The organism is Bradyrhizobium nitroreducens (genome assembly GCF_002776695.1).
GTDB classification, from domain to species: Bacteria; Pseudomonadota; Alphaproteobacteria; order Rhizobiales; family Xanthobacteraceae; genus Bradyrhizobium; species Bradyrhizobium nitroreducens.
Genome location: NZ_LFJC01000003.1, coordinates 4,870,650 through 4,891,433, shown reverse-complemented (window position 1 = coordinate 4,891,433; position 20,784 = coordinate 4,870,650). Strand labels below are relative to the sequence as shown.

General features: G+C 64.4%; 30 protein-coding genes. 15 read left to right on the top strand and 15 right to left on the bottom strand.

The features are described 5' to 3' along the window. Window positions 1-86: 86 nt before the first annotated feature. The 3 genes from TSA1_RS23630 to TSA1_RS23620 all read left to right on the top strand — a co-directional run bounded on the left by TSA1_RS23630 (window position 87) and on the right by TSA1_RS23620 (window position 1,337). Window positions 87-470, top strand: a complete 384-nt coding sequence (locus TSA1_RS23630) for a RidA family protein (protein WP_100178423.1) — start codon at window positions 87-89, stop codon at window positions 468-470. A gap of 150 nt (window positions 471-620) precedes the next feature. After that, window positions 621-881, top strand: a complete 261-nt coding sequence (locus TSA1_RS39835) for a hypothetical protein (protein WP_174719042.1) — start codon at window positions 621-623, stop codon at window positions 879-881. 204 nt (window positions 882-1,085) lie between these two features. Beyond that, entirely contained in the window at window positions 1,086-1,337 is a 252-nt protein-coding gene (locus TSA1_RS23620) for a hypothetical protein (protein ID WP_100178422.1), read from the top strand. A 78-nt stretch (window positions 1,338-1,415) separates the two neighbouring features. Here the strand turns inward: TSA1_RS23620 and TSA1_RS23615 are convergent, their stop codons facing one another. Continuing rightward, window positions 1,416-1,913 carry a molecular chaperone DnaJ gene (locus TSA1_RS23615; protein ID WP_100178421.1) on the bottom strand — a complete coding sequence of 166 codons (498 nt, stop codon included), beginning with the start codon at window positions 1,911-1,913 and terminating at the stop codon, window positions 1,416-1,418. 111 nt (window positions 1,914-2,024) lie between these two features. Here TSA1_RS23615 and TSA1_RS23610 point away from each other — a divergent pair, with 111 nt between their 5' ends. After that, the gene (locus TSA1_RS23610) at window positions 2,025-2,792 is read left to right on the top strand and encodes an SDR family NAD(P)-dependent oxidoreductase (RefSeq protein WP_100178420.1); all 768 of its coding nucleotides are present in this window, start codon (window positions 2,025-2,027) and stop codon (window positions 2,790-2,792) included. A 201-nt stretch (window positions 2,793-2,993) separates the two neighbouring features. Continuing rightward, complete coding sequence (locus TSA1_RS23605; protein WP_028138133.1) at window positions 2,994-3,242, top strand: helix-turn-helix domain-containing protein; 249 nt, start codon at window positions 2,994-2,996, stop codon at window positions 3,240-3,242. Here the strand turns inward: TSA1_RS23605 and TSA1_RS23600 are convergent. After that, on the bottom strand, window positions 3,239-3,481 hold the full coding sequence (locus tag TSA1_RS23600; RefSeq protein ID WP_100178419.1) for a hypothetical protein: 243 nt from the start codon (window positions 3,479-3,481) through the stop codon (window positions 3,239-3,241). The two genes, TSA1_RS23605 and TSA1_RS23600, sit on opposite strands and share 4 nt — an antisense overlap. A gap of 158 nt (window positions 3,482-3,639) precedes the next feature. Between TSA1_RS23600 and TSA1_RS23595 the strand changes: the two genes are divergently transcribed. Beyond that, window positions 3,640-4,161 carry a collagen-like domain-containing protein gene (locus tag TSA1_RS23595; protein WP_100178418.1) on the top strand — a complete coding sequence of 174 codons (522 nt, stop codon included), beginning with the start codon at window positions 3,640-3,642 and terminating at the stop codon, window positions 4,159-4,161. A 145-nt stretch (window positions 4,162-4,306) separates the two neighbouring features. Here TSA1_RS23595 and TSA1_RS23590 read toward each other — a convergent pair whose 3' ends face one another. Both TSA1_RS23590 and TSA1_RS23585 read right to left on the bottom strand, forming a co-directional pair. Beyond that, window positions 4,307-4,528: a hypothetical protein gene (locus tag TSA1_RS23590; protein ID WP_100181304.1), complete on the bottom strand. Its 222-nt coding sequence runs from the start codon at window positions 4,526-4,528 to the stop codon at window positions 4,307-4,309. A gap of 97 nt (window positions 4,529-4,625) precedes the next feature. Continuing rightward, window positions 4,626-4,892, bottom strand: a complete 267-nt coding sequence (locus TSA1_RS23585; protein ID WP_100178417.1) for a DUF2277 domain-containing protein — start codon at window positions 4,890-4,892, stop codon at window positions 4,626-4,628. A gap of 129 nt (window positions 4,893-5,021) precedes the next feature. Here TSA1_RS23585 and TSA1_RS23580 point away from each other — a divergent pair, with 129 nt between their 5' ends. From TSA1_RS23580 to TSA1_RS23565, 4 genes are all read left to right on the top strand, one after another. Beyond that, window positions 5,022-6,098 carry an alpha/beta fold hydrolase gene (locus TSA1_RS23580; RefSeq protein ID WP_100178416.1) on the top strand — a complete coding sequence of 359 codons (1,077 nt, stop codon included), beginning with the start codon at window positions 5,022-5,024 and terminating at the stop codon, window positions 6,096-6,098. 18 nt (window positions 6,099-6,116) lie between these two features. Next, a complete protein-coding gene (locus TSA1_RS23575; protein WP_100178415.1) occupies window positions 6,117-6,458 on the top strand; it encodes an MmcQ/YjbR family DNA-binding protein in 342 nt (113 codons plus the stop codon). A 126-nt stretch (window positions 6,459-6,584) separates the two neighbouring features. Then, window positions 6,585-6,938 (top strand): hypothetical protein, encoded by a 354-nt coding sequence (locus TSA1_RS23570; protein WP_100181303.1) that lies wholly within the window; start codon window positions 6,585-6,587, stop codon window positions 6,936-6,938. A 77-nt stretch (window positions 6,939-7,015) separates the two neighbouring features. Beyond that, entirely contained in the window at window positions 7,016-7,618 is a 603-nt protein-coding gene (locus TSA1_RS23565; protein WP_100178414.1) for an MSMEG_1061 family FMN-dependent PPOX-type flavoprotein, read from the top strand. A gap of 214 nt (window positions 7,619-7,832) precedes the next feature. Here the strand turns inward: TSA1_RS23565 and bfr are convergent, their stop codons facing one another. The 3 genes from bfr to TSA1_RS23550 form a co-directional block, all read right to left on the bottom strand. After that, complete coding sequence (bfr, locus tag TSA1_RS23560) at window positions 7,833-8,321, bottom strand: bacterioferritin (protein WP_024339472.1); 489 nt, start codon at window positions 8,319-8,321, stop codon at window positions 7,833-7,835. A gap of 133 nt (window positions 8,322-8,454) precedes the next feature. Then, window positions 8,455-8,727, bottom strand: coding sequence for a (2Fe-2S)-binding protein (locus TSA1_RS23555; protein WP_100178413.1), 273 nt, complete (start codon window positions 8,725-8,727; stop codon window positions 8,455-8,457). 161 nt (window positions 8,728-8,888) lie between these two features. Further along, window positions 8,889-9,194 carry a hypothetical protein gene (locus tag TSA1_RS23550; RefSeq protein ID WP_100178412.1) on the bottom strand — a complete coding sequence of 102 codons (306 nt, stop codon included), beginning with the start codon at window positions 9,192-9,194 and terminating at the stop codon, window positions 8,889-8,891. Between the two features lie 133 nt (window positions 9,195-9,327). Here TSA1_RS23550 and TSA1_RS23545 point away from each other — a divergent pair, with 133 nt between their 5' ends. After that, a complete protein-coding gene (locus tag TSA1_RS23545) occupies window positions 9,328-9,651 on the top strand; it encodes a hypothetical protein (RefSeq protein ID WP_100178411.1) in 324 nt (107 codons plus the stop codon). Window positions 9,652-9,890: 239 nt separating this feature from the next. Continuing rightward, a complete protein-coding gene (locus TSA1_RS23540) occupies window positions 9,891-10,172 on the top strand; it encodes a hypothetical protein (RefSeq protein ID WP_063201912.1) in 282 nt (93 codons plus the stop codon). An 80-nt stretch (window positions 10,173-10,252) separates the two neighbouring features. Here TSA1_RS23540 and TSA1_RS23535 read toward each other — a convergent pair whose 3' ends face one another. From TSA1_RS23535 to ettA, 5 genes are all read right to left on the bottom strand, one after another. Beyond that, window positions 10,253-11,488 (bottom strand): lytic murein transglycosylase, encoded by a 1,236-nt coding sequence (locus TSA1_RS23535; protein WP_430649772.1) that lies wholly within the window; start codon window positions 11,486-11,488, stop codon window positions 10,253-10,255. 195 nt (window positions 11,489-11,683) lie between these two features. Next, window positions 11,684-12,400 (bottom strand): queuosine precursor transporter, encoded by a 717-nt coding sequence (locus TSA1_RS23530; protein WP_100178410.1) that lies wholly within the window; start codon window positions 12,398-12,400, stop codon window positions 11,684-11,686. A 9-nt stretch (window positions 12,401-12,409) separates the two neighbouring features. Beyond that, window positions 12,410-13,078 (bottom strand): hypothetical protein, encoded by a 669-nt coding sequence (locus TSA1_RS23525; RefSeq protein ID WP_100178409.1) that lies wholly within the window; start codon window positions 13,076-13,078, stop codon window positions 12,410-12,412. 34 nt (window positions 13,079-13,112) lie between these two features. Continuing rightward, the gene (locus TSA1_RS23520) at window positions 13,113-13,517 is read right to left on the bottom strand and encodes a hypothetical protein (protein WP_100178408.1); all 405 of its coding nucleotides are present in this window, start codon (window positions 13,515-13,517) and stop codon (window positions 13,113-13,115) included. 234 nt (window positions 13,518-13,751) lie between these two features. Beyond that, window positions 13,752-15,401, bottom strand: a complete 1,650-nt coding sequence (gene ettA, locus TSA1_RS23515; RefSeq protein WP_100178407.1) for an energy-dependent translational throttle protein EttA — start codon at window positions 15,399-15,401, stop codon at window positions 13,752-13,754. Window positions 15,402-15,633: 232 nt separating this feature from the next. On the opposite strand from ettA, the gene TSA1_RS23510 reads away from it, so the two are divergent. Beyond that, window positions 15,634-15,849 (top strand): hypothetical protein, encoded by a 216-nt coding sequence (locus TSA1_RS23510; RefSeq protein ID WP_100178406.1) that lies wholly within the window; start codon window positions 15,634-15,636, stop codon window positions 15,847-15,849. 131 nt (window positions 15,850-15,980) lie between these two features. Then, window positions 15,981-16,943, top strand: a complete 963-nt coding sequence (locus tag TSA1_RS23505; RefSeq protein ID WP_100178405.1) for a D-2-hydroxyacid dehydrogenase family protein — start codon at window positions 15,981-15,983, stop codon at window positions 16,941-16,943. A gap of 69 nt (window positions 16,944-17,012) precedes the next feature. Here the strand turns inward: TSA1_RS23505 and TSA1_RS23500 are convergent, their stop codons facing one another. Beyond that, a complete protein-coding gene (locus TSA1_RS23500) occupies window positions 17,013-18,221 on the bottom strand; it encodes a L,D-transpeptidase (RefSeq protein WP_174719041.1) in 1,209 nt (402 codons plus the stop codon). Between the two features lie 368 nt (window positions 18,222-18,589). Here TSA1_RS23500 and TSA1_RS23495 point away from each other — a divergent pair, with 368 nt between their 5' ends. Further along, window positions 18,590-19,369, top strand: coding sequence for a hypothetical protein (locus TSA1_RS23495; protein WP_100178403.1), 780 nt, complete (start codon window positions 18,590-18,592; stop codon window positions 19,367-19,369). A 53-nt stretch (window positions 19,370-19,422) separates the two neighbouring features. Here the strand turns inward: TSA1_RS23495 and sseA are convergent, their stop codons facing one another. Next, on the bottom strand, window positions 19,423-20,274 hold the full coding sequence (gene sseA / locus TSA1_RS23490) for a 3-mercaptopyruvate sulfurtransferase (RefSeq protein WP_100178402.1): 852 nt from the start codon (window positions 20,272-20,274) through the stop codon (window positions 19,423-19,425). Between the two features lie 95 nt (window positions 20,275-20,369). Further along, a complete protein-coding gene (locus TSA1_RS23485; RefSeq protein WP_100178401.1) occupies window positions 20,370-20,783 on the bottom strand; it encodes a rhodanese-like domain-containing protein in 414 nt (137 codons plus the stop codon). Window position 20,784: the final 1 nt, after the last annotated feature.

The window sequence follows — 20,784 nt, the reverse complement described above, 5'->3', positions numbered from 1 at the left end:
TGGGGTTGTTTTCGCGTTTTTTGTTTGGAGCTCGCCTCGCCTGCCGCTACGCTTCCGGCGTCAGCGACCGTCTTCGAGGTGATCCCATGCCGATCCAGCATTTCGCGCCCCCGCCGAACCTCAAGGCGCCGCCGCTGTCCTTTGCCACGCGCGTCGGCGATCTCCTGTTCGTCTCGGGCATTCCCGGCTTCGATGCCAAGGGTGCGCTGCCCGATGGTTTCGAGGCGCAGTTCGCCAATGTCGTCGTCAACATCAGGCGGGTGCTGGACGAGGCCGGCGCCACCTTCCGCGACCTCGCCAAGGTCAACGTGCTCCTGACCCGCGCCTCCGACGTCGCCGCCATGAATGCGCTCTATGCCGGCGCCTTCGGCCCGCCGCCCTACCCTGCGCGCACCACCTGCGTGGTGCAGGCCCTGCCCGATCCGAAGATGCTGATCGAGATCGAGGCGGTGGCCTCGCTGGCGAGGTGAGCCGCCCGGCGTGTGGCTTGTCGGGCACGCGGCCAAACCAAATGCCTTGGGAACAGCTGACATGTCCGTGAACGGCAGCCGACCTGCTTGCAAAGGACCTGCTTTTACCGCACGAATTTTCAGGTTCACGTTCCCATCAGGAGATATTTCATGCGTCGCGTTCTCGCGCTCTGTGCCGTTGCCGGCATCGCTTCTTCCGTCTTCGCCGTGCCGGCCTCGGCCAAGGTCGGCTATTACGTGATCCGCTGGGACAACACCGGCATCTGCCAAGTCTGGAATGAGGACCTGAAGTACAAGCCGCTCCAGATCGGGGTGTCGACCTACAAGGTCGTCAGCAAGCCGCTCCCGACCTTCCAGGCCGCCTCCGACCTGCAGATCAAGCTCCGCTCCGAGCGCCGCTGCACGCTCTAGGCCTGAGGCGACAAGACCGGATTCCAAGGGCGGATCGCGCGAGCGGTCCGCCCTCTTCTTTTGCGCCGCGTCCGCGCGCTTTGAACCTGATCAGCACGCGGAACTACTCACATCTTGTCCGGCGCGCATCCCATAGCGTCCGGCACCAGCCCTCCCCGTCATTGCCGGGAGGCGCATCACATCATTCATTTCGAGGAGCCGATCATGCGTCGTATTTCCCTGCTGTGCGCTGCCGCCGGTCTTGCCGTCACTGCGTTCATGGCTGCGAGCCCTGCCGAGGCCAGCTATCACCTGATCCGCTGGCAGGACACCGGCTTCTGCCAGATCTGGGACGAGAGCATCCCGACCACGCCGTGGCCGGCCGGCTATCATCGCGCCAGCGCCAGCATGCCGACCTTCCTCGACGCCCTCGCGGCGAAGGATGCCGCGCTCAAGAACGGTCACTGCACCTGGTAGGATCTCGATCGGCGGACGAAGGACGGGCAAGGACGATGGTCTCGTCCTTGCCCGTTCGTTTTTCGAGAACTGAAATCCTCACGCGTCCTTGTGCGCGCCGGGATGGATCAGGACGTCGCGCGCGGCGGCGAGGTCGATGAAGGCCTGCGCGCTGCCGCCGTGGTCGGGATGCATGCCCTTGGCCGCGCGGCGATAGGCCTGGTTGATGTCCTCGCAGGTGAGCTGCACCGAAAGCGGCAGGCCGAGCAGCTTGCGGGCGCGATCCTCGGTGGAGAGCTGTTTCGGCATGGCGTTGCGGCGGCCGAAGCGCGGCGCGGTCAGGTCGTGGACGACCTCGAGCACCACGGCGAGACGACGCTGGGCCGCCAGCGTGACGCCGTGATCATGATTGTCGACCGCCTGGCGCAGCACCGGCAGCGCCTGCTCGGCGGCCTGGCGCAGCATCGTATCCGTGCTCATCCGCGCGATCTCGGCCACGAGCCGGCCCGCCTCGGCGAAGTCGGCCGACTGCGCCGAGCGGAGGCGTTCGAGGGCGAGTTTCCAGGAGTCGAGCCGGATGTCGAGCCGTTCCATCATGCGCGCAACGTTTAGCAACGAGGATCAGTATGCCAAGGCTGCCGTTTCCGCCCCCTTAATTTCGAGTTAGCGTTTCGTGAAACTTCGAAATGAAATCGGGAGGAAAATGTCATGGCATTGCTTGCAAACCACATCGCCGTCGTCACCGGGGCGGGTTCCGGCATCGGCCGCGCGATCGCCGCCGGCTATGCCCGCGAGGGCGCGCGAGTGGTGCTGCTCGACGTCAACGCCGGCACCGTCGCGGAGGCCGCCGAGGAGATCCGAAAAGCGGGCGGCAAGGCGGAGAGCTTCGCGCTCGACGTGACCCAGCGTGAGGATTGCTTCGCGCTCGCAAAGCAGGTCGAAGACAAGGTCGGGCAGGTCTCGATCCTCGTCAACAATGCCGGCATCACCCGCCGCAACGCCTTCACGGCGGACACCGAGACGGTGGCGAAGGACTGGAACGACATCATCTCGCTCAACCTCAACGGCGTCTTCAACGTGACGCAGGCCTTCCTCGCGCCCTTGCGCGCGAGCAAAGGCCGCATCGTCAATATCGGCTCGATCCAGTCTTTCGTGCATCTGCGCACGCCGAGCTCGGCGGCCTACACCACCTCGAAGCACGGCGTGCTCGGCTTCACCAAGGCGCTCGCGGTCGAGCTCGGCAAGGAGGGCGTGCGCGTCAACGCGATCGGGCCGGGCTTCATCGAGACCAACATCAACGCCAATGTGCGCGCGACCAATCCGGCGCTGGTGCAGGCTTTCGTCGACCACACCCCGCTGGCGCGCACCGGCAAGCCCGAGGACATCGTCGGACCCGCGATCTTCCTGGCCTCGGATCTGTCGGCTTACGTCACCGGAACGATCGTGATGGTCGACGGCGGGTACAGGACGGTGTGAGCGAGCGAGATAGGGCCGCATCGCGATGCATCTCGCGCCAATCGCGGCGGCTTCGCGGCTTTCCCGAGGTCATCTGGTGCGGCGCCCCGCAATTAACCTTTCGTTAACCAAACCCGCCCACCGTAGATCTACGGCTTGGGGGTCGTTTGTTCTCGATCCGCTTCCAACGATGGAGGCGGGCGTTGATCGGGGAGTGTGTTGATGACCACTGTTCATGTCGCCGCGTCCGAACCGGGCGCACAGTTTCTTGCCCCCAACCAGATCGTTCCGCTTCTGATCGGCGCCACCGTCGACGAGGTCGAGCGCGAGCTCGTGCTGCAGACGCTCGCGCGCTGCGACGGCAATCGCACGCGCGCCTCGCGCGTGCTCGGCCTGTCCGTGCGCACGCTGCGCAACAAGATCAAGCTCTATGCCGCCTCGGGCATCGAGGTGCCCGCCTATCAGGATTAGCGCGAGAGCACGCACCGCCGGATCAGTCCGCCGGCGATGACCGCGAGCGCGATCATTGCGACCGAGCCGGCGATCAGTTCGATCGCACGGATGAAGAAGGCCGTCATGACAGCCCATGACGGTTGCGGCTCCTCGGCGAATGCGACCGGCACGATGTGCGGCACCAGCAGGTGAGCGAGGCCGATCGCTGCCACAAGGACGGCGGCGAACAGGCAAAAGACTTTCCACGCTGCGCGCATCGGTCGCTCCTCGCATGAGGTGGGGCGGTGCGCGAGCGATGGCACGGCGCCTCGCGCTGCGGATTGATGTTGATCAAGCCTGGCGCGCTGCGCGGGTGGAATTGCTGCTGTCGTCAAACGCCGCTAAGTAGCTTGCTTCCGGTCAAGGGAGCAGTGGCGTGGCAGACGATCAGGGACGACGGCAGGGACCTCAGGGACCGCGCGGGCGGCAGGGCGAGCCGGGACGGCCGGGACCGCAGGGTCATCCGGGCCGGCGCGGCCCCGACGGCGCGCGCGGCAAGCCTGGCCCGCAGGGCAAGCCGGGGCCGATCGGAAAGGCGGGACCTCAGGGCAAGGCCGGTCCGCAAGGCAAGCAGGGCGAGGCCGGCCCGCGCGGCCCAACTGGCGCGCAGGGACCTGCCGGCCCGCAGGGGCCGGTGGGACCGCAAGGTCCACGCGGCGAAGCCGGGCCGCCCGGTCAGCTGCCGTCGATCGAACAGGTGCTGCCGTGGCTCGATCAACTCTTCGACGCCTGGGACGAGCGCCGCCGCCAACGCGAGCGTGAAGCCGCCGAGCGCGAAGCTCTGGCAGCCGCGGTGCAGGAGCCCGATGCGGCCGTCCTCGACGACGAAAGCGACGACGGCGAAGGCGACGAACACAAGAAAAAGAAGAAAAAGAAGAAGCACGACCGCAACGATTAGCGCCGTGCTGGTATTCCGGCCGCAGCGCGGCAATGTCGCGCTGCGGAGCCGGGGTCAATCACACCGGAAGACCCACTCCCGATTTCCAGGTCCCGGCGCTGCGGAGCGGCACTTCGCGCCGCACCGCGTCCGGGACACGAGCCAGTCAAGACGCGCCGGAAGCATCATCCTTGCCCGGCAGCATGCCCATTCGCTCGAACTGCCAGCGCATGGCGCGATACCAGAGATAGCCGACCGCGGCGCCGCACAGGGCGAGGATGATGACGTTCGCGCTCGAGAACGAGCCGCTCCACCACATCATCCACGCGGTCCATAGCAGCGTGAAGACGATGGCACCTGCTTTCAGAGGAAGAAGGGGGCGGCTCATGGTCCTGCTCCGGGCTGTCAAAACCCCGGCGGACATCATTGCAAAATGAGGCGCCCCATACCGTGAGCCGGATCACGGAACGAGTTGCCGGAGCCCACTACCCGAAGCGGAGCCGCGAGCGCTCCTTCGCCCTTTCCGCCTCGATCTCGCGGTCGCGCGCGGGCGCATGGGTGTGCAGCGAGGTCAGGAGTTTTCGCGCGGCATCCGACACTTCCGCGACGGCACGATCGAAGGCCGCCTCATTGGCCTGCGACGGCTTGTTGAAGCCGGACAATTTTCGCACGAACTGCAGCGCGCTGGCGTGGATCTCATCCTCCGTCGCCGGCGGCTCGAAGTTGAACAGCGTCTTGATGTTGCGGCACATGCTGGGTCTCTCTCCGGCGGTTTCCTCAAGGACGATCGGCGAAACCAAAATCCTACATCCTTCTTCGCACTTCTGCTAAGTTCCCTCCCAGCGCGGCCGCCGAACATGAGCCGCAGGGGGGGAACGAACATGAAAGCTTGTTGCGCAGCACTGGCGGCCGTCCTGCTGTCCATCGCAATGCCGGCCGTCTCCACACCCGTATCGGCCGCCGACTATCCGGCCCCCAAGCAGGGCGACTGGATCGCCAGGGATTTCAAGTTCCACACCGGCGAGACCATGCCGGAGTTGAAGCTGCACTACACCACGATCGGCGAGCCGACCGGTCAACCGGTGCTGGTGCTGCACGGCACCGGAGGCTCGGGCGCCAGCATGCTGGGGCCGTCCTTCGGCGGCGAATTGTTCGGCGCAGGGCAGCCGCTCGATGCGTCCAAATATTACATCATCCTCCCCGACGGGATCGGCCACGGCAAATCGTCGAAACCGTCCGACGGCTTGAAGACGAGCTTCCCGAAATACGATTACGAGGACATGGTCGAGGCGCAATATCGCCTGGTGACGGAGGGCCTCGGCATCAAGCATCTGCGGCTCGTCATCGGCAATTCGATGGGCGGCATGCACACCTGGCTGTGGGGCGAGAAATATCCGGCCGCGATGGACGCGCTGATCCCGATGGCCTCGCAGCCGACCGAGATGGCCTCGCGCAACTGGATGATGCGGCGGATCATGCTCGACACCATCCGCAACGATCCCGACTACAACGGCGGCAACTACACCAGTCAGCCGCGCATGATGAAATATGCAGTCACTGCCTACGGCATTGCCAGCATCGGCGGAACGCTGGCCTATCAGGCGCAGGCGCCGACCGCGGCCAAGGCCGACAAGATCGTCGACGACCGGCTGGCGACACCGATCACGGCCGACGCCAACGACTTCGTCTACCAGTGGGAGTCCTCGCACGACTACAATGCCGGCGAGAAGCTGGAGGCCATCGAAGCCTCGCTGCTGCTGATCAATTCCGCCGACGACGAGCGCAACCCGCCCGAGACCGGCATCACCGACGCTGCGATGAAGCGGGTCAAGAATGGCAGGCTATATTTGATCCCTGCGAGCACCGAGACGCGCGGCCACGGCACCACGGGCAATGCAAAGTTCTACAGCGAGCAGGTCAGGCAATTGCTGCAAGCCGCGCCGCAGCGAGCGATGTAGGATCAGCAGCAAGACGACATGTCGAAAGCCCGCTTTCGCAAGGCGGCACTCGCGCTTCCCGGCGTTATCGAGGGCGCGCATCACGGCCATGCCGATTTCCGCGTCGGCAAGCGCGTGTTCGCGACGATGGGCTATCCCGATGAAACATGGGGTATGGTGAAGCTGACGCCGGACCAGCAGGCCATGCTCGTCGATGCTGAGCCGGCGATGTTTCGCCCCGTGCCCGGCGCCTGGGGCAAGAACGGCAGCACGAATGTGAAGCTGGCGAAGGTCGATCGGGTGACATTGCGAAGCGCGCTCGATATGGCCTGGCGCAACGTCGCGCCAAAATCGCTGCTCGCCTCGATCGAGACGCCATAGCGAAGATCATGCCGCAACGCATCATGCGCCGCATCTCGCGCGCGCATATTATTTGAGCATGCAATGCGCCGACAGCTCGGGCTTAATCGCATCAACGATACGAATCGGAATGCGGCGGAGGATCGCATGCGAAGGCTCGCTCTGTGCGTTTGGCTGGTCGCGATGACGGCGCTGACGAGCGCGGCGTTCGCGTTCGACAACGGGCAATATGATCACGTCCCGCCCGACATCCGCGCCTGGTTCAAGAGCGTGATCGCGCCGAACGGCGTGCCCTGCTGCGACATCTCCGACGGCCATCGCACCGACTACGACGTGCGCGCGGGCAGCTATTGGGTGCCGATCGAGGGGCAATGGATGGAGGTGCCCGAGCGCGCCATCATCCGCGATCGCGGCAATCCGGTCGGCCAGGCCGTTGTGTGGTACGTCCACCATCGCGGGGCCATCATCATCAGCTGCTTCGTGCCGGCGGATGCCGTGTAACGCGTCTTTATCGATTCCATTGGCTGGCGGCAGCCCGATCGGATAGGTTGAGGCCGAGCCGATGAGGAGGCACGCCGTTGACCGATCTTTGCGCCGAAGACCTCGCCACCATCTATGCCAAGCCGAGCCCGCGCGTGATCGCGAAAGCGCGTCCGGCGATCGACGCGCATGCGAAGAAGTTCATCGAAATGTCGCCGTTCTGCGTGCTCGCGACATCGGGTGCGGACGGCAGCGTCGACGCCTCGCCGCGCGGCGGCGGCATCGGCTTCGTCCACGTCACAGGTCCCAACCAGCTGTTGATGCCCGACCGCTCCGGCAACAACCGGATCGACAGTTTTCGCAACGTCGTCGAAGGCTCCGGCTTCGTGCAGCTGCTGTTCTTCGTCCCCGGCATCGACGAGACGCTGCGCGTCGGCGGACGCGGCACGCTGTCGGCCGATCCTGATCTGCTCGCCGCGATGGTGGAATTCGGCAAGCCGCCGCGCGCGGTGCTGAACCTCGCAGTCAGCGAAGTCTATTTCCACTGCGGCAAGGCTCTGATGCGCTCGAAGCTATGGTCGTCGGAAAAGGTGCAGCGCTCGGTGATGCCGAGCATCGTCACGGTCATTCACGACCAGACCGGCCTCGGCGAGCCGGCAAGCCAGGAGACCGTGGAAGAGATCTACAAGACACAGTTGTAGATGGGGGTGGGGCTGTAGCCGGCGCGTCAATCACGCTGTCGTCCCGGACGAGCGAAGCGAAGATCCGGGATCCATAGCCACAGGGAGAAGTTTGGCGAAGGCTCGGAGTTACCAGCCGCGCGCCATACTCCTCCCCGGGGCTATGGATCCCCGCGCCCGTGCGCAATTGCGCACTAGGCGGGGATGACAGGGAGTATGCGGTGACAGCCGGGCCTTAGTGCCCCTCGCCCTCGAGCCCGCCGACGTGCTTCTGGGTGTAGAGCTCGAGGCCGATGCGGCCGATCAAGTCGAGCTGGGTTTCGAGGAAGTCGATGTGATGCTCCTCGTCGCTCATCAGCTTCTCGAACAGGTCACGCGTGACGTAGTCCTTGGCGCCGTGGCAGTAGGTCGCCGCTTCCTGGTAGAGCGCCCGCGCGCTCATCTCGGCAGCGAGGTCGCACTCGATGATCTCCTTGACGTTCTGGCCGATACGCAAGGGATCGAGCACCTGCATGTTCGGGAAGCCGTCGAGGAACAGGATGCGCGCGGTGAGCTTGTCGGCATGCTCCATCTCCTCGATGGACTCCTTGCGCCAGACCTTGGCCATGTCGAGGAGACCCCAATTGTCGAGGAAGCGGTAGTGCAGCCAGTACTGGTTGATCGCAGTCAGTTCGTGACGCAGCGCCTTGTTGAGATAGTCGATAACTTTTGCGTCGCCCTGCATGATTCACTCCAGTTCTTGCAGTCCAAATCGGCCCTAACCGAGTTTAGAACGCTTCTAAGTCAGTTTACGAATGAGGGCAACTGGCTACCGAGACGCAGCCGGGGGAAAAGCTCAGCCAGGCAGGCGGAAGATGTCAGCAGGCCGCGAGGGCGAACTGGGCAGGCTCGGCCGCCTCGTCATTGGCGGCCACGGTGTGGCTGTGCGGGCAGCCCGAGCAGCAGGACTGGGCGCAGGGGCCGAGGGCTTCGTCGATGATGGTCTTGATCGTCCGGGCGCAGCGGCCGCATTCGGCGCTGCAACCGAGGCATCCGTAGACCTGCTTGGCATGGCGCACGGCGTCGTCGGACTCGGCGACGGCGGCGCGGATGTCGTCATCGCTCAGCACGTTACAGGAACAAACGATCATGGAAGCGGCAGGCCCTTCGGTGATGCGTCATCATCGATATTTAACGGGCCGCCCGGATGCAAAAGGAAAAAGCGGTATTTGAAGCTATTCCAAACTGGCCCAAAAACAGCCTAGAACGGCCCTAAATTTCAGCGTTGCGCTGGATCAAGATTTGAGGGGATCTAATCGCCGCCGCCCCCTCCACCGCCGTCGCCGCCGCCTCCGCAATCGCCGCCGCTGCTGCCGCTATCGGTGCTGGAACAACTGCCACCGTCGCTCGAGCTGCCGGAACTGTCGCTGGAAAACCAGCTCCCCAGCGAGAAGCCGTCACTCGTCCCGCTGCCGGTGTCGCTGCTGCTTCCGCCGTCCCCGCGCGCCCCGGCGCGCGAGCGCCGACCGCGGTTCTGGAGGTGGGTAATCCAGCCGTAACCGATCGCGGACACGACCCCGGCGGCAATCAATGCATTGATCATGGCGTTGCCCATCATCGCCTCCCTGGCTGAGCTACGGTCCCTATCGATTGGTCGCGCCCGGCAAAAGTGCCGTTCATTGATCATTCAAGCGAAGTATGGAACTCTGTTCCCAAAGAGTTCCCGCGTGTTTGTACGAAAGGTCAAGCCAATGAAGAAACTGCTCCTGACGGTCACCGCCGTCGCTGCCCTGGCCGTTGCGGCCGGAACGCCGGCTCATGCGCAGCGCGGCGTCGCGGCAGGCGTAGCGGCCGGAATCATCGGCGGCGCCATCGTGGGCGGCGCGCTAGCCTCTCCGTATTATTACGGACCTGGCCCGGGCTATTACGAACCCGGCTATTACCCGCCGCGCTACTACGCGCCGGCTCCCGGCTATGTCGCTGACGACTATTACGGCGGCGGCTGCGTCTGGCAGAAGCAGCGCTTCTGGGACGGCTATGGCTGGCGCGTCCGCCGCGTCAGAGTCTGTGGCTGAGGCGCCTCGAACCGGTTCAACGCGACCGTTTGAGTTGGACCGGTTCACTACGGACCCGCCGTTCATCCTAGGGCCCGAAAAAGACCGCTTTTTCTCGTCACAGCTCCGTGTGCGTTTACCGTGGGTTGACCAATTGCGCGCTTCCTAGCTGCACGGCCAATTCCATCAGCGTGTGCGTGAACCTTTGAAACCCGGGCGCCTCTAACAAGAGGAACCCATCTCCCAGGAGAGCCCTGAGCATGAAGAAGACTCTAGTTGCCGCCCTCACGGTGGCGACGGTCGCCGGTTCGCTGGTGACCGCTACTCCGTCCGCGAAGGCCCATGACGGCGTCGGCGCCGGCATCGCGGCCGGCCTGATCGGCGGCGCCATCGTCGGCGGCGCGATCGCGTCGAGCCGTCCGGCCTATGGCGGCCCGGTTTACGTTGCCGAGCCCCCGCCGCCCGCGCCCTGCTACTGGCAGCGCCAGCGTTACTGGGACGGCTATGGCTGGGTCGTTCGCCCGGTTCGCGTCTGCTACTGATCTGATCGCATGGCGCACGCAAGCGCCGCGATCGAAGCCCGGCCGAGACCCTCGGCCGGGCTTTTTCTTTTGCCTCTGCGCTAGCGCGCCGCCTGGATCGAGCGCAGCACCTCTTCGCTCGGCCAGCAATCGACCTTGAGGCCGGCCGACTTCTGGTAAGCGCCGAGCGCCGCCCGCGTCTGCATACCGGCCTTGCCGTCGATCTTGTCCTTGTAGAGCCCGACGCGCGTGAGCCCGCGTTGCATGGTCTCGACATCCTTGGTGCGCAGCTGCTTCGAGGCCGCCCACGGCGTTGCGAACGGCAGCGGGCTCGTCATGCGGTCGGCGAGGTGGCCGACGAACAGCACGTAGAGGTCGGAGAAGTTATACTCCTTGATGACGAAGTAGTTCTTCGTCGTCAGGAACGACGGTCCGTAGATGCCCTCCGGCTGCAGCAGCGAAGCCGGCTGCGCCTGCTCGGCGGCGCTGAGCTTCTGGCCACGCACCGGCACAAAGCCTTCGCGCAGCCACTGGCCGATCGGCTTCGTCACCTCGGGCACGCCAACGGTGCAATCGACTTTCGCCGGCGACTGCACCTCGTAGGCCCAGCGCACGCCGCTCTGCCAGCCCTTGTTGACGAGCTGCTGCGCGGCTGATGCCAGTGCATCCGGCACCGAGCGCCAGATGTCGATGCGGCCATCGCCATCGAAATCGACGCCATGCTTGTAATATTCGGACGGCAGGAACTGCGTGAGCCCCGTCGCGCCCGCCCAGGAAGAGCGCATGTCCTTGCGCGTCACCACGCCCTCGCCGAGGATCTTCAGCGCCAGGATGAACTCGGTGCGGTATTGATCCTTGCGCCGCCCGACATAGGCCTGCGTCGCCAGCACGCGGACGAGATCGTAAGGCAGCGTGTAGCGGCCGTAATCGGTCTCGCGGCCCCAGATCGCGAGCATCACCGTTGCCGGCACGCCGGACCGCTTTTCGATCTCGCTCAGCGCGGCGCGATATTTCTGCAGCAGCCGCTGTCCCTCGCCCGCCAGCCGCGCGATCGAGGCTTCCTTGACGTAGTCCGCAGGCACCTGCACGAACTCGGCCTGCGACGGCGCACCAGTCGCGGGCCGTCCGGGCAGGATCAAATCGGGCAGCTTGTAGTCAGGCTCGAGGCCGCGCGTCTGTTGCTCGAACGTCGCGCGCGAGACGCCAGCCTCTTGCGCTTCCGGCCAGAGCGAGGCGATGAATTGCGTGAAGGCGGCGTCTGCGGCGCGGGCGGGATTCGGCAGCAAAATGGCGACAAGTGCGAGCGCCATCAATGCCGATTTGAACTGTTGCTGCATTCAGTGATTCATTAAAGCATGGACGATTGCATCTGCGAGATCACGGTCAGACGATCCCGAAGCCGCGGCGAGACTCACACTACGCGGAGACGCCGCCGTTCGTCCATCTGGCTCGTAGATCAGCAGTCGAAATCCATCTCCAGTGCGCAACCAACCTGCTTCAGCCGAGGAAGCTCCGTCGGGTTCCGGGAACGCTCATTTGGATGAGGTAACGACGAACGGATTGAAGTTGGTATCCCGATCGTAATAATCAATCTTTTCGATCGCCTTCAATCTGCGCACGACAACGTACGTGATGGGCAACATCACAAACTCAACCAGCGTCTTGATGAACCATCCAACCGCCATGCCTTGAATGAGCAGGCTACCCGGAAGAATCCCATAGAGCCCGATCAGATAGAAGACCACTGTATTGACGAACTGACCGCCGATCGTTGATCCGATGAGCCTCGCCCAAAGATGGCGACCGTTCGACCAGACCTTCAATTTCGCGAGAATGAAGTCGTTCGTTATGTCGCCGAGAAAGACAGCTATCCAGCCGCCCAGCAGGATACGAGGGACCGTGAAGAAAACCGTACGGTAGGCCTCGTCCGCCGTAAAAAAGGAGGCTGGCGGGAAGATCGCCACCACCTGGTAGCTGATGCCGGCAATCACGGATGCGAGCAGCGTCAACCAAACCACCTGCCGCGCACGGGAATATCCGTACACCTCGGTGAGGATATCGCCCATGATGTAGGTCGCCGGAAAATACAGGACCGTGATCGAAACTCCGATACCTGCCACGGATATGATCTTGCCGGCCGTCACATCGGAGATCAGCTGGAAGGTGACATTGAGAACTGTCAGAAGCGTCAGAAACTTGAAGTTTCGCTTCGACGAATCATCGCTTGGCAAGGCCGTCTGACTTGTCATGCTGAGACCTCAATGTCGATTCAGGGCCACCACGTTCGTGCTCGAAAGTTCACCAGGCATGGCGCCTCTGAACTCTCTCGAGCTCGCTGCACACAATGAAATGATGGTCATCGCCTCTTGCAGGCTGACGCGCTCATACGACTGCGAGATTCCGCTACCCAGGTCCTGGCCGCGATAGGCATAGACGATCTCTTCGTTATCCACGTCACTTACGTGGAAGACGTAGGGCGATCCACGCCATGCGATAGGCAGAACCTTGACGGAGAACAGATCCTCGAACTTGAACGACTGATCCGAATAGGTGCTGACCGAGTTGAAGAGCGACCTAAACCAAGTTGAGTATTTCTCAATCTGATCCTGATCCTCCATGCCTTTCCCGATGAAGAACTCGTATCTGATACCTTGGGAGAAATTGTCTATAACCGCTCTGGCAAGACTGCTCGTCGGATTTTCAATTTGAGAGGAGATCACCACCACGCGCGAAACGCCGGAAAGTCGTTGCTCACAATCTGCGAACGTCCTGAGCGACAGATAACGCCCGCTGCGTGACAGGCCAAATCGATCGAAGTGCTTTCTGAACTTCTTCTGTTGTTCTGACGAGGTGAGAAACTCGACGTACAAGAACACAGCAAAGCCGAATGCGACAATCGCAAGGACAAGATACCTTAGCAGGTCCATTCGCCCTCCCAATCCAGCTCAATATGATCTTTTTCTAATGGTTGGATTCCAGTCGATAAGGAAGGCCGTGTTGTCGCCTCCCGCGCTCACAGGCCACGAAAGAAAGAATGGACGCCAGCACTGACGCGCTCGCAACCGCGAGCTGTCTCTTGTATGCGGCCGCCGCCGATTCATGCGCCTCCACCATGGGACGCAGCACGTTCATGTAATCGATGATGAAAAAAAGTATGATGACCCCCGCGATGACCTGCAGAATGCGTAGCCATGGCTTGACCGCGAGAATGTCGGGATGGTGTGCAATGCGAAAGAGCGTTTCGACTGCGAGAATAAACGCGTAAATGTAAAGGAGCGCCTCCGCAAAGGGGCGAACGAGCAGCGCATCTTTCGAACCGACCCAGCCGCCCCAAAAAAGCAAAATGATATCGATTGGAGCGGCCAAGCAAATGAAGCCGCAATATAATACTGCGCGCCAAAACATACGTCTGCCCCCGACCGTACCGGGGAACTATAGTCCTGGAGTGTGGAACTTGTCACGCTCTATTTACGGTAGATGCGCTTAGGCGGGCTATCGTGGGCAGCGCACGAGAGGGGGCGGGCTGCTCGGCGCAACCCGCATAGCGATAATCGCACCAGGCAATCGCGCGACGCTTGATCGCGCGACTGCCGATCACGTTCACCGCGTCAGCTTCTTGTACTTCACGCGATGCGGAATGATGCTGTCCTGGCCGAGCCGGCGCATCTTGTCCTTCTCGTAATCCTGGAAGTTGCCTTCGAACCATTCGACGTGGCTGTCGCCCTCGAAGGCCAGGATGTGGGTCGCGATGCGGTCGAGGAACCAGCGATCATGGCTGATGATGACGGCGCAGCCGGCAAAATCCTCCAGCGCCTCTTCGAGCGCGCGCAGCGTGTCGACGTCGAGGTCGTTGGTCGGTTCGTCGAGCAGCAGCACATTCGCGCCGGACTTCAGCATCTTGGCCAGATGCACGCGGTTGCGTTCACCGCCCGAGAGCGCGCCGACCTTCTTCTGCTGGTCCGCGCCCTTGAAGTTGAACGACGAGCAATAGCCGCGCGAGTTCACTTCCTTCTTGCCGAGCAGGATCAGCTCGTTGCCGCCGGAGATCTCCTCCCACACGGTCTTCTTGCCGTCGAGCGCATCGCGCGACTGGTCGACATAGCCGAGATGCACGGTCTCGCCGACGGTGATGGTGCCCTTGTCCGGCTTCTCCTGGCCCGTGATCATCCTGAACAGCGTGGTCTTGCCGGCGCCGTTGGGGCCGATCACGCCGACGATGCCGCCCGGCGGCAGCTTGAAGGTGAGATTGTCGATCAGGAGACGATCGCCGAAGCCTTTGCTGAGCCCATCGAAATCGACCACGTTGGCGCCGAGCCGCTCGGCGACCGGAATGATGATCTGCGCGGTCTGGCTTTGCTTCTCGCTCGCCTGCTTGAGCAGCTCCTCATAGCGCTGATAGCGCGCCTTGGACTTGGCCTGACGGGCTTTCGGCGAGGAGGCGACCCATTCCTGCTCGCGGGCGAGCGTCTTCTGGTGCGCGGCGTCCTCGCGCCCCTCCTGCTCCAGGCGCTTCTGCTTCTGCACCAGCCAGGAGGAGTAGTTGCCCTCGTACGGAATGCCCTTGCCGCGGTCGAGCTCGAGGATCCAGCTCGTGACGTTGTCGAGGAAGTAGCGGTCGTGGGTGACGATCAGGATCGCGCCGGGATAGTTGCGCAGATGCCCTTCCAGCCACGACACGGATTCGGCGTCGAGATGGTTGGTCGGCTCGTCCAGCAGCAGCAGGTCGGGCTGGTCGAGCAGCAACTTGCAGAGCGCGACGCGACGGCGCTCGCCACCGGAGAGTTTGGTCACGTCGGCATCATCAGGTGGACAGCGCAGCGCGTCCATGGCCTGGTCGACCTTGCTGTCGAGATCCCAGAGGCCCTGGGCCTCGATCTCGTCCTGCAGCTTGGTCATCTCGTCGGCCGTCTCCTCCGAATAATTGACGGCGAGCTCGTTGTAGCGGTCGAGGATCGCCTTCTGCTTGGCGACGCCCTGCATGACGTTCTCGCGCACCGAGAGCTTGGGGTCGAGCTGGGGCTCCTGCTCGAGATAGCCGACGCGGGCGCCCTCGGCGACCCAGGCCTCGCCCGAATACTCCTTGTCGAGGCCCGCCATGATCTTGAGCAGGGTCGACTTGCCCGAGCCGTTGACGCCGAGCACGCCGATCTTGGCGTCCGGGTAGAACGACAGATGGATGTTATCGAGCACCTTCCGGGTCGGGTAGCTCTTGGTCAGGCCCTGCATGAAATAGATGAACTGGCGCGCCATGGGTCCCGTGACACCTTCAATTTGAGGAGATTTGCTGCCGCCGATGTAGCGATCCCGCCCCCAAAGGGCAATGTTTTCCGTCCGTTCACCACGGATGAATACGGAACGGACACCATCCGGGCCAGATCCGGACAATTGAAACCATCTTTTAATCAATCAGGCCGAATGCTCGGTCTCGCGCGGCAACAGCGCCGCCCGCTCAGAACAAGCGGGAGCACAGCGAGACAGCGTCATGGCTCTGATCGAGACCCATTCCCATCCTGTTCCGGCAGAAGCCGGCGGCACCTCCGCGCTCCTCTCGGAGATCAAGGGCTTCTGGAAGGGCTTCTTCGCCACCGCCTTCAACCCCTACCGGCCCGAGCTGCACTACATGCGCGGCCCCGGCCCCGCTTGGCGCGCCAAGCACGGCATGGATGCGCCGATCCGGCTGAAGCCCCGCGATCTCTGAGCCCTTCCCGGCTATCGGATTTTTGAAGACGCGAGCTGCTTGCGCGCTGGCGCGATTGCGCGCAACCATGGCTCAGGTTCCGACGATGGCGCTCGCCTGGCGCCCGTACCTCTCGCCATGGATGAATGCCGATGAGCCGCCTTCGCTGTGCAATTCTCGACGACTATTTCAACCTCGCGCTCGACGTCGCCGATTGGCAGAAACTGTCCGACCGCGTCGACGTCAGCGTGTTCAGCCATCCCTTTGCCTCGGAGCAGGCCGCGGCCAGCGCGCTCGCCGACTTCGAGATCATCTGCGCGATGCGCGAACGCACGGCATTCCCGAGGAGCCTGTTCGAGAGCTTGCCGAAGCTGAAGCTGCTCTTGACCTCCGGCATGCGCAATGCCGCGATCGACATGGAGGCCGCGAAGGCGCGCGGCGTCACCGTTGCAGGCACGCAATATTCGCGCGATCCCACCGCGCCCCTGACCATGGGCCTGATCCTGGAGCTGACCCGCGGCATCGGCCGCGAGAACGCGCGGATGCATGCCGGCGAGCCCTGGCAGACCTTTGCCGGCGTCGAGATCGAAGGGCTCACGCTCGGCATCCTCGGGCTCGGCAAGCTCGGCAGCAGGATGGCCGGGATCGCGAAAGCGTTCGGCATGAACGTAATCGCCTGGAGCCCGAACCTCACGCCGGAGAAGTGCCAGGCCGCCGGCGTCGGCTACGCCACCAAGGAGGAGCTGTTCGCCAAGGCCGACATCGTCACCATCCATGTGGTGCTGAGCGAGCGCTCGCGCGGGCTGGTTGGCGCTGCCGATCTGGCGCGGATGAAGCCGACGGCGTTCCTCGTCAACACCGCGCGTGGGCCGATCGTGGACGAGCAGGCGCTGCTGGAGGCCTTGCGGCAGCGCAGAATCGCGGGCGCCGGCATCGACGTGTTCGCGGTCGAGCCGCTGCCGGTCGACCATCCCTTCCGCAAGCTCGACAATCTCGTGCTGACGCCGCATCTCGGCTACGCCACCAGGGACGGCCTTCGCATCCATTACAGCCAGATGGTCGAGGCGATCGATGCCTTCACCAAGGGCGGCGAGCTGCCGCGCAAGCTGGCCTGAAACGAAAAGGGCGTGCCGACGGCACGCCCTTCGCAATTTGATCAGACTCGAAGCGCTGGTTCGAAGGGCTTAGCGCACGGTGACCGGTGCGGGCAGCGGCGGCACCACGGTCGGCTGCGTGCCCGGAACCGGGCCAGCCTGGGCGGCCATCGGAGCCGGACCTGCGGCAGGACCGGGCGCGGGCGCCGCGGAGGCGGTCGCAGTTCCCGGCGGCGGGCCACCGGGCATCACGACCACGCGGGTGCCGACCTTGACGCGGTCGAACAGGTCGGAGACGTCCTCGTTCAGCATGCCGATGCAGCCCGACGAGACGAACTTGCCGATCGTCGAGGGCTGGTTGGTGCCGTGTATGCGGTACACGGTCGAACCGAGATACATCGCGCGGGCGCCGAGCGGATTGCCGGGGCCGCCGGCCATGAAGCGCGGCAGATAGGGCTGGCGCTCGATCATCTCGGTCGGCGGATGCCAATCCGGCCACTCGGCCTTGCGGGTGATCTTCTGCACGCCGGTCCAGGTAAAGCCGTCGCGGCCGACGCGGACGCCGTAGCGGATCGCACGGCCGCCACCGAGCACGTAATAGAGATAGGTGTTGGGCGTATCGACCACGAGGGTGCCGGCGGGCTCCTTGGTCTGGAACGAGACTTCCTGACGGCGCAGGTTCGGCGGCAATTGCGCCGGAGCGGCATCGGGCTGCTCCTCGGGCGGAAGCGAGGCGATCGTCATCGGACGGCCATCGGCGCCGACGGGCGGCTGGCCGGCCTGGACCGTACCGGTCGCGGCGGGACCACCGACAGCCTCCGGGGGACGCATGCCGTCACCGGCGGGGGCCTGCCCCTGCTGGCCCGGACGATTGGCATAGATCACCGGCGGCGGGCCGGCGGGACGGCCGTAGCGAGGATCGTCGGGCGACATCACCGGCCCTTGCGGCGGCGCGGCCGAATAGACCGGCGGAGCGCCTGCGGGGCGGCCATAACGCGGGTCATCCGGCGACATCACCGGGCCCTGGGGCGGGGCAGCCGAGTAAACCGGGGGCGCGCCGACGGGGCGGCCATAGCGCGGATCGTCGGCCGGGCCGGGCGGCGGCAGCGAGGCCTGCGGCATCGCGTCGTCGTCATCCTCCAGCGCGTCGAAATTCGGCGTGCGGTCGCCGGGGCGATATTCGGCCGGCGCGCCATAGCTCGGCGCCTGCTGGACCGGATAGCTCTGGGCCTGTGCGAGCGAGGTTCCCGCCGCAGCGACTGTTGCGGCAGCGCATATCGTCAGAAAATGTTTGATCATCATCGCTCTTGTATAGTCCCCGGGCCCGTCAGGACCGTTAACGGCCAGATGGCCGAAGATAGCGGCACATTCAAGACATATCAGGCTTATTTGCGCCGGATTTGCCGATTTGTGATCCGCAAGACTACCGTTGCCCCGTTGCATCACGGGGCGGAAATCGCACGGCACCGTGAATTGCCCGGCACATCGGCCCCGAATTTAAGGGAACGGGGCGGAATCGTTGCGGTATGTTCGAATCAGCCTGATTCGCCGCAGCCTTGAGCTTCAATCTCCGCGTGGCGAACGCGGCAACAGTACCGTCACCGCGTTCAGATGGCTCATGGGCCCTGGCACCCCACGCCGCCGGGGCGGAAATTCGCAATCCCTCGATGCTTCCCGGCTTTCGCTTCCTGTTTGCCGCGATCCTGCTGTCAACCTCCATCCTGGTGTTCGGCCTCGGCGCCGCCGCGCTGCTGCGGGCGAGCCATGAGCAGTATGTCAGCAACCCCTCCTGGCGGAACGGCCCGCAGGAGCAGATGTTCGCGCAGGCTCCCGAGCCTGCCCCGCCGGTGCTCGCGGTCCTTCGCGCCGAGCCGGAAGCCGCGGCCGAGCCCGAACCGTCGCTGCGCGACCAGGTCCCGACCATCGGATTGCCGGCAACCGAGCCCGAGCAGCTCGCCGCGCTGACGACCGAGACGTTTCAGCCGCAGGTCGCGGCACCCGCGACCGACGCCGTGGCCGCCGAACCGGCCAAGGTCGAGGCGGCGACGGAGGCCATCGCGCCGGCGCCCGCCGACACGCTCACTTCAGCCGACACCACGGCCTCGATTCCGGAGACTAAGCCCGACTTGAAGCCCGCCGCTGTCGCAGCCGCCGCCGAGCCGGCGCCGGCTGATCAGGCCCTCGCCGCCTCGGCGCTCGATGTCGCCGCGACCAGGCTGGCCGCTCTGAACGAGCCGGCGACGACGGCCGTGAAGGATGCGCCGGCGAAGGCCAAGGTCGATGGCAAATCCGAGAGCAAGCCCGACGACAAGGCAACCAAGCGCAAGGCGAAGGCCAAGAAGCGGCACCGCGTGGTGCGGCGTCCGCCGCCGCAGCAATTGCAGCAGCAGCTCGATCCGTTCGGGCAGCAGCAGACATTTGCGACGACGACCACGCGGACGCGGTGATCATTTTGCCTCTCCCCGCAAGCGGGGCGAGGGAGCGCACCGTTATCGTGGCGTCACGCCGGCCCGGTCGCGATGGCCGGGCCGTTGTCCTGGCCCCATTCCGACCACGAGCCGTCATAGAGCGCGGTGTCGGTGACGCCTAAGCGATACAGCGCGAGCGTCAGCACGCCGGCCGACACGCCCGAGCCGCAGCTCGTCACGATCGGCGCATCCAGCTTGACGCCGGCATTGGTGAAGGCGGCGCGGAGATCGTCGAGCGGCTTCATCTCGCCGGTCGCAGCGTCGAACAGGAGATTGTAGGGCACGTTGCGGGCGCCGGGGATGTGGCCGGAGCGGATGCCCGCCCGCGGCTCGGGCGCGCGGCCCTCGAAGCGGTCGGCAGCGCGGGCGTCGATCACCTGCTCCTTCATGCTTTCGACATTGGCGATGAGCTGCTGCATGCTGCGCACGCGCTTCGCGTCGAAGCTGGCCTTGAACGTCGCAGCCTTCGGCTTCACCTCGCCGCTCTCCACGGCGCGCCCCTCGGCGCGCCACTTCTTCAAGCCGCCATTGAGGATGCGCACATTGCCGTGGCCGAAGGCCAGGAACATCCACCACGCCCGGGGCGCGGCAACCCAGCCGCCGGAATCGTAGAGCACGACGGTGTCGGCGTTGGAGATGCCGAGACCGCCGACGTCACGGCCGAACTGCTCGGCGCTCGGATACATATGCGGCAGCGGGTTGGAATGGTCCGACACCGCATCGACGTCGAAGAACGCAGCGCCCGGCAGATGCGCGGCGAGATAATCGTCCTTCGGCAGCGGCAGCACGCCGGGGAGCTTGAAGCTGGCGTCGAGCACCTTGACGTTGGCGTCATTGATGTGGGCGGCGAGCCATTCGGTGGAGACGAGAGGGTCGGTGGCCATGCTTCTTTACTCTCCAGTCGTCATGGCCGGGCTTGACCCGGCCATCCATCCTTCTTGAAATGATGGACACGCGGGTCAAGCCCGCGTGTGACAGGTTAACCCTTCTTCTTCGGCTCCCACTTCTCCACCGGCCCGCCGGCATCGCGCCAGGCGGCGTAGCCGCCGGCGATGTGGGCGACGGGCCTCAATCCCATGTCCTGCGCGGTCTTGGCGGCGAGCGCGGAGCGCAGGCCGCCGGCGCAGTGGAACACGAACTTCTTGTCCTCCTGAAAGATCGGCTTCGCATACGGGCTCTGCGGATCGATCCAGAATTCCAGCATGCCGCGGGTGCAGGCGAACGCGCCCGGGATGCGGCCGTCGCGCTCGATCTCGCGGGGATCGCGGATGTCGACGATGACGACGTCGCCGTTCTTGGAGATCTCGATGGCGTCCTTGGCGGTGAGCGTCTCGATCTCGGCATTGGCCTCGTCGATCAGCGCCTTGATGCCGCGGGTGATGGTCTGGGGCATT